At 55.6% G+C, this 1,916-nt stretch carries 1 rRNA gene; it reads left to right on the top strand.

The annotated features are described in order from the left end of the window. A 23S ribosomal RNA gene (locus tag RG2_RS31150) occupies nt 1-1,829 on the top strand; the annotation flags it as partial. Between the last annotated feature and the right edge of the window lie 87 nt (nt 1,830-1,916).

Below are 1,916 nucleotides of genomic sequence, written 5' to 3'. Positions count from 1 at the left end.
CAGGTGTGTGGATGGGTAGGGGAGCGTCGTGTGGCCATGGAAGCGGCAGGGTGACCTAGCCGTGGAGGCCACACGAGTGAGAATGCAGGCATGAGTAGCGAAAGACGAGTGAGAAACTCGTCCGCCGAATGACCAAGGGTTCCTGGGCCAGGTTAATCCGCCCAGGGTGAGTCGGGACCTAAGACGAGGCCGACAGGCGTAGCCGATGGACAACGGGTTGATATTCCCGTACCCGTGTGAACGCGCCCATGGTGAATCAGTGATACTAACCGTCCTGAAGCCACGAGAAGACCTTCGGGTCTCGAGTTGGTGGATGCACGGGACCTGATCTGGTAGTAGCCAAGCGATGGGGTGACGCAGGAAGGTAGCTGGGCCGGTCAGTGGTAATACCGGTGTAAGCGTGTAGGGCGTGACCTAGGCAAATCCGGGTCGCATATAAGCCTGAGACGTGATGCGTAGCCGATTGAGGCGAATTCAGTGATCCTATGCTGCCGAGAAAAGCCTCTAGCGAGCTTTCACACGGCCCGTACCCCAAACCGACACAGGTGGTCAGGTAGAGAATACTAAGGCGATCGAGATAACTATGGTTAAGGAACTCGGCAAAATGCCCCCGTAACTTCGGGAGAAGGGGGGCCCTGTCTGGTGACGACATTTACTGTCTGAGCTGGGTGGGGCCGCAGAGACCAGTGAGAAGCGACTGTTTACTAAAAACACAGGTCCGTGCGAAGTCGTAAGACGATGTATACGGACTGACGCCTGCCCGGTGCTGGAAGGTTAAGAGGACCGGTTAGTTCCTTCGGGAGCGAAGCTGAGAATTTAAGCCCCAGTAAACGGCGGTGGTAACTATAACCATCCTAAGGTAGCGAAATTCCTTGTCGGGTAAGTTCCGACCTGCACGAATGGCGTAACGACTTCTCAGCTGTCTCAACCGTAGACTCGGCGAAATTGCATTACGAGTAAAGATGCTCGTTACGCGCGGCAGGACGAAAAGACCCCGGGACCTTCACTACAGCTTGGTATTGGTGTTCGGTTCGGTTTGTGTAGGATAGGTGGGAGACTGTGAAACGGTGACGCCAGTTATCGTGGAGTCGTTGTTGAAATACCACTCTGATCGAATTGGACCTCTAACCTCGGACCATGATCTGGTTCAGGGACAGTGCCTGGTGGGTAGTTTAACTGGGGCGGTTGCCTCCCAAAATGTAACGGAGGCGCCCAAAGGTTCCCTCAGCCTGGTTGGCAATCAGGTGTCGAGTGCAAGTGCACAAGGGAGCTTGACTGTGAGACTGACAGGTCGAGCAGGGACGAAAGTCGGGACTAGTGATCCGGCACCGGCAAGTGGAAGCGGTGTCGCTCAACGGATAAAAGGTACCCCGGGGATAACAGGCTGATCTTCCCCAAGAGTCCATATCGACGGGATGGTTTGGCACCTCGATGTCGGCTCGTCGCATCCTGGGGCTGGAGTAGGTCCCAAGGGTTGGGCTGTTCGCCCATTAAAGCGGCACGCGAGCTGGGTTTAGAACGTCGTGAGACAGTTCGGTCTCTATCCGCCGCGCGCGTAAGAAACTTGAGGAAGGCTGTCCCTAGTACGAGAGGACCGGGACGGACGAACCTCTGGTGTGCCAGTTGTTCCGCCAGGAGCACCGCTGGTTAGCTACGTTCGGAAGGGATAACCGCTGAAAGCATCTAAGCGGGAAGCCTGTTCCAAGATGAGGTTTCTCACCCCCTCGAGGGGGTAAGGCCCCCGGCAGACCACCGGGTTGATAGGCCAGAACTGGAAGTACAGTAATGTATGCAGGTGACTGGTACTAATAGGCCGAGGACTTACCACAAAGAAGCTACGCGTCCACTGTGCGGTATCTGAAACAACACACAGATACCTTGAATTCGATTCCCCATCATTCACCGACACTTGTCGG

Origin of the sequence: Rhodococcus globerulus NBRC 14531 (assembly GCF_001894805.1) — a bacterium.
GTDB lineage: Bacteria > Actinomycetota > Actinomycetes > Mycobacteriales > Mycobacteriaceae > Rhodococcus_F > Rhodococcus_F globerula.
This window is presented reverse-complemented; position numbering and strand designations above follow the sequence as displayed.